Source organism: Asaia sp. SF2.1 (assembly GCF_000505765.1).
GTDB lineage: Bacteria > Pseudomonadota > Alphaproteobacteria > Acetobacterales > Acetobacteraceae > Asaia > Asaia bogorensis.
Genome location: NZ_AYXS01000004.1, coordinates 58,876 through 63,984, shown reverse-complemented (window position 1 = coordinate 63,984; position 5,109 = coordinate 58,876). Strand labels below are relative to the sequence as shown.

7 protein-coding genes are annotated in these 5,109 nt (G+C 60.3%); 1 reads left to right on the top strand and 6 read right to left on the bottom strand.

Annotated elements, in window-relative coordinates; translation table 11 throughout:
- The first annotated feature begins 215 nt into the window (after nt 1–215).
- Entirely contained in the window at nt 216–347 is a 132-nt protein-coding gene (locus P792_RS39530; RefSeq protein ID WP_023977846.1) for a hypothetical protein, read from the top strand.
- A 104-nt stretch (nt 348–451) separates the two neighbouring features.
- Here the strand turns inward: P792_RS39530 and P792_RS24100 are convergent, their stop codons facing one another.
- The 6 genes from P792_RS24100 to P792_RS24075 are packed head-to-tail and all read right to left on the bottom strand — an operon-like array spanning nt 452 to nt 5,084.
- Nucleotides 452–2,104, bottom strand: a complete 1,653-nt coding sequence (locus P792_RS24100) for a glycosyltransferase family 39 protein (protein ID WP_023977845.1) — start codon at nt 2,102–2,104, stop codon at nt 452–454.
- 8 nt (nt 2,105–2,112) lie between these two features.
- The gene (locus P792_RS24095; protein WP_023977844.1) at nt 2,113–2,838 is read right to left on the bottom strand and encodes a glycosyltransferase; all 726 of its coding nucleotides are present in this window, start codon (nt 2,836–2,838) and stop codon (nt 2,113–2,115) included.
- 49 nt (nt 2,839–2,887) lie between these two features.
- Nucleotides 2,888–3,415 carry an ATP synthase F0 subunit B gene (locus P792_RS24090; protein WP_023977843.1) on the bottom strand — a complete coding sequence of 176 codons (528 nt, stop codon included), beginning with the start codon at nt 3,413–3,415 and terminating at the stop codon, nt 2,888–2,890.
- Between the two features lie 12 nt (nt 3,416–3,427).
- Nucleotides 3,428–4,030 carry a hypothetical protein gene (locus P792_RS24085; protein ID WP_031240140.1) on the bottom strand — a complete coding sequence of 201 codons (603 nt, stop codon included), beginning with the start codon at nt 4,028–4,030 and terminating at the stop codon, nt 3,428–3,430.
- A 22-nt stretch (nt 4,031–4,052) separates the two neighbouring features.
- The gene (locus tag P792_RS24080; protein ID WP_023977841.1) at nt 4,053–4,277 is read right to left on the bottom strand and encodes an ATP synthase subunit C family protein; all 225 of its coding nucleotides are present in this window, start codon (nt 4,275–4,277) and stop codon (nt 4,053–4,055) included.
- A gap of 57 nt (nt 4,278–4,334) precedes the next feature.
- Nucleotides 4,335–5,084 carry a F0F1 ATP synthase subunit A gene (locus P792_RS24075; RefSeq protein ID WP_023977840.1) on the bottom strand — a complete coding sequence of 250 codons (750 nt, stop codon included), beginning with the start codon at nt 5,082–5,084 and terminating at the stop codon, nt 4,335–4,337.
- Nucleotides 5,085–5,109 lie beyond the last annotated feature (25 nt).

Genomic DNA, 5,109 nt, shown 5'->3' with positions numbered 1-5,109 from the left:
CCCAAGCCCGTAACCACCATCAAAGCAACAAGATAGGCCTCGGGACACCTTGGCGAGATATTTTATTTCGCCAAATACCCGTAGGTAAAATCCAAATAGAAAACCAACTCGTTCCATGCGTTTATTGCATTGCTGGAGCGCGTTTTGAGCGATTGCTTCGGACTGGTTTTGGGCGCTCTTACCGCGCCACACACCAGATACCTTAGGAATAGCTCATGTTCACCGTTGAAATCCTCAACCTCGTCTCGCATCCGCTCAGCGCTCTGAGTGCCCTGACAATGGTTTCTTTCATTCCCGTTATTGGCGCTCTGCTGGTTGCCACGATCGCAGCCGATCGTACGGCCTGATTTAACTTTATACGTACGCATGAATACTTGAAGAAGAGATTAATAACCCGTTTGGGCGTTATCCCGGCTTCAAGAAATTCATCATTGTTGCTTGCTCCGCGCCCTCAACGACGGGCTGGCGCAAACAATCCCAGATCCAGCTTATGACCATTGGAATAATTGAGCCCGGTCACGCGGCCATATTCCGTCAGGGCAACGCCCTGCCCATCCAGCGCTGAGCGAAGCGCTGCCTCGTCCTTGCGATCGACCAGCACCAGAGAACACGCCATATTAGCTGTGAGATACCGTGCGGCATCGGGCACACCTAGCAGCTTCGTGTTCGATCCGGCCAGAAACGCCAGGCTGGGCTCCGAATAGGATACCGAGACGAGCGTGCTCTCCTCACAAGGCTTGTAATCCTCGTAAAGCGCCGCAGCGCGGGGCGCGAGCTGCAATAGGCCAAGATTGGGTATGACCGTCAGGAAGATGCCGGCATGGATCACAACAGCCGCGCTGATCATGACCCAGGCTGCCTGGAGGCGTCGCGCTTTCCACAGAAGCCAGAACCCGTAAACCACCAGGGGCAGAGCGCCTGCCACGGCAATCGACGCTCCAATATCGAAGCGATGTTCGCTCTGCCATAGCAAGGCGAGTCCAGCCACGGCAAAGACCAGAGCCAGTGCGCCCCAGAGCAGTCCATAGACCCCCATCAGCCCCCGTGCCCACAAGGCAGAGGGTCGACGCAGCGGCCACCTGACTAGCGTGGCCGCTACCAGAATGGCAATTGCGGGGTAGGTGGGCAGAACATAGTGCGGCAGCTTGGTCGCGATTGCCTCGAAAACCAGCCAATGGGGGACAATCCAGCACAGCAGGAAGCGCACGACTGGTTCGCGGTGACGCGCCCAGATGGCAGGCAGACCCAGCACCAGAAAGAGCGATCCAGGCCAGAAGGCAAGCAGGAACACCACGGCATGAAAGCCCGGCGGCAAACCGTGTGCCTGCTGCCCGTGTCCGATCTTGCCAAGGAAATTGGTTCCGACTGCGCGTGAGAAGAAGGCACCGTGGCTGACCACGCCAATCGCGATGCACCAGGGCAGCACGACAGCCAGAGTGACCAGCCAGCCCCATGAAGGGCGCAAACGCCGGAACCAGCTTGCCTGCTTTTCGATCAGGCGCAGGGCGAGCGGTGTGGCAAGCCCTGGAATGAGAACGACCGGCCCCTTAAGCATGAGTCCACAACCCAGCGCGCCCCAATACAGAAGCGCGATGGTGACCGGCGTTTCGCGATTGCGCTGGGCATCGAGATAAGCGCGCAGCAAGGCCGTCTCGACCAGCAGGATATCGAGCAGCAAGACAGTGTCGATGGTCGCCATCCGCCCTTCGGCCGTCAGCAACGTCGAGACCGCCAACAGGGCCGCGGCCACAAGGCCCGTCATCCCGCCGAAGAGCAGCGCACCCAGATAGGCTGTCAAAGTCACTGCCGATACGGCGGCGATCAGACTCGGGATTCGATAGGGCCAAGCAACATGACGGTCATGAGGACCGCCGAAGATTTTCTGCGCCGTCGCCTCCAGCCAGTAAATCCCAGCGGGCTGCAGATAGCGTGGCTGATCGAGAAAACGGACATCGATGAAATTGCCGCTCTCGAGCATCTGCGCCGACGCTTCCATATAGCGCGGCTCATCGCGATCGAGCGGCACGAGGCTCATGCGCCCAGGCAGGAAAATTGCCAGCGTCAGCAGCGCTACGCCAAGGTAATGGCGCCAGGTCAGAGTCATGAGAGCCCTCAGCGTTCGGTTACGCGGCCCGGCAGTCTCGTGCGATTGAGCAGCCACATGACACCCAGAAGATCACGGATGCCGACGAGCGCGCGATTGAGATTGGTATATTTGGACTGGCCGTGCAGACGCGCCCGGTGACGGGTCTCGACGCAGATCAGCTTTGCCCCGTAGCACCCGAGAAGTGCAGGCAGAAAGCGATGCACACCCTCGAACTGAGGGATACGCAGGAAGGTATCACGGGCGAACAGCTTCATGGGGGCGCCCGTATCGGGGCAGCCATCATTGAGCAGGCGACGGCGCAGTCCGTTGGCCAATCGCGTGGCGATCACGCGTGAAAGACGGTCATTGCGCTTGAGGCGAACGCCCACAACCAGAGGTTCGCCCTCGGTAAAGGCTTCAGCGCGCTTGAGCATGTCAATGATGACCGCGGGATCATCCTGACCGTCGCCATCCAGCGTGGCAATCCAGCGCCCCTTGGCTGCCTCGATGCCGGTACGTAATGCCGCAGACTTGCCCCGGCGCCGATCATGGCTCAGCAGGCGCAGGGCAGGAAGGAGGCTTTCACGGGCAGAGAGGAGTTGGGGCACCGTCGCATCGCGGCTGCCATCATCAACGAAGATTATTTCGATATCCCGCGCGTTCTCGAACACATTCGCGAGTTCCTCGCAAACGGGGCGGATATTCTCGGCCTCATTCAGAACGGCGATAACGATAGAGAGACGAATGGTCATGGCAGAAACCGCCTATGAATTGTCCGGGCCATGAAGCCCGGACAGATGATCAGGCCGCGTTCTGGTTGCGCGATCCGGCTTCGTTGGAAGCCTTCAAAGCCTGTGGCAGATCACTGATGCCACGGTCAAGCAGCGCTGAAGCGCCTGCCTGCTCGGCAGTAAGATGCTGTGTCAGCAGGCTGCGTGTCGCCTGGATGGCTGCATCGGCTGCCATTTCACGCACTTCGCGGATGGCTGCGCGCTCGGAAGCCGCAATGCGGTCACGGGCTATCTGCTCGCGGCGGGCTGCCACGGCTTCTGCCTCGCGACGGGCGTTTTCGGCAATGCTGGCCGCCTCGGCGCGCGAACGCTCGATCAGGGCACGGGATTCGGCCAGAGCCTGCTCACGCTCACGCGTGGCATCCTCAAGCATCTTCTCGGCCTCACGGCGCAGGCGGCTTGCCTCGTCCAGATTGCTGCGCACCTGGTCGGCACGCGCATCGAGAACAGCTGCAATGGCCGCCCAGAGCTTGCGTCCGAAGAACAGGAAGAACAGGACGAAGGAAATAGCGACATAGAAACGCTGATCATGAAACATCGCGTATTCTCCTCAGCCCTTGCTAGCCGCAAGCCCGGCCTGGACCGCGTCCTGCACCTGAGCCCGGGAAACCGCATTTTCCAGACCTGCGGGGCGCAGCAGCTTTTCGATCAGGCTCTGGGCCGTTTCGGTAGCGACTGTCGGCAGGCTGGCAAGCGCTTCGGCACGGGCAGAAGCAATGCGCTTTTCAGCTTCGACAATATCGGCATGGAGCCGATGGTTCATTTCGTGGGTCTGTGCCTCGGCAGCCATACGGGCTTCGTGAACGACCCGGTCGATATTGGCCTGAGCCTGTGCACCCGCATCGTGGCGGGCGCGACGCAGTTCGTCAACGGCGCGGTCAGCGTCGTCACGGGCACGGCGGGCAATATCGAGATCGCCCTCGATCCGGTTGCGTCGATGGGTCAGAACCCCTTCGATGCGCGGCAGGGCCGAGCGGCTCAGAATGACGTAAAAGACCGCGAAAATGACAGCGCCCCAGACCACCTGCCCGATGAGCAGGGGGTTGGAGAAGTCAAGCTGCGGCATGCCAACGGCCCAGGCCCGTCCCGGCACAGTGCCGAGCGCAAGCACGACGGCAAGCGTGGCAGCGAGGTTTCGAGACGGAAGGCGCATGACTGTTACCCCTGCCTCTGGATCAGACGAAGAGGATCAGGAAGGCGATGAGGAGAGCGAAAAGCGCAACGGCTTCCGTCAGCGCGAAGCCGAGCATGCCGAGGCCGAACACGTGCGGGCGTGCAGCCGGGTTGCGGGCGATCGAGCTCACCAGCGTCGAGAAGATGTTGCCGAGGCCGATGCCGACACCGGCAAGAGCGATAACAGCAATACCGGCGCCAATTTCGCGAGCAGCAGAGACGTCCATGAGTCAGGTTCCTTGGTTACGACGAAACAACAGTTGAGCGTGGGTCGCGGCGTGCACTCAGTGCGCCACAGCCTCACGCAGATAAATGCAGGTGAGGATGGCGAACACATAAGCCTGCAGAACGCCCACCAGCAATTCCAGAGCCGTCAGTGCGACATTGATGACGACAGGCGCCACAGCCAGCACCGACCCGAAGGCCCCAAGACCCGCCAGCATCAGGGTGAAGCCAGCGAAAACTTCGAGCAGAACGTGACCAGCCATCATGTTGGCGAAAAGTCGGATCGACAGGCTGACAGGTCGCGAAAGGAAAGAAAGGATCTCGATCGGCACCAGAAGCGGCGCAAGGAACACAGGGGCGCCATCGGGCAGGAAATGCGCGAAGAACTTGAAACCCTGGTGCTTCAGCGAAGCGAGAATAGACACCACGAAAACCAGCAGGGCCAGCGACACGGTCACGGCAATATGGCTGGTAAAGGTGAAGCAATACGGGATCAGGCCAAGATAGTTACCGGCCAGAATGAAGAAGAACAGCGCGAACACGAACGGGAAGAAGGCCGTGCCTTCCTTACCGATCGTCTCTGTCGCCATGTTATGGATGAAGTCATAGCCCAGTTCGGCTGCTGCCTGCAGACGACCCGGGACAACAGACGCCGGGCGCATGCCGATATACAGGAAGGCCAGAACAAGGACGACAGCCACCAGCATGAAAGCCGGAGACTGACTGAAGCGCAGCGCCTCGCCAATCTGCCCGAGAACAGGATGAAGCTCGAACTGGCCGAGCGCGTCAATCGTTGATCCGGCGGCCAAGCTGCCTCTCCCGTTTACGATGCAG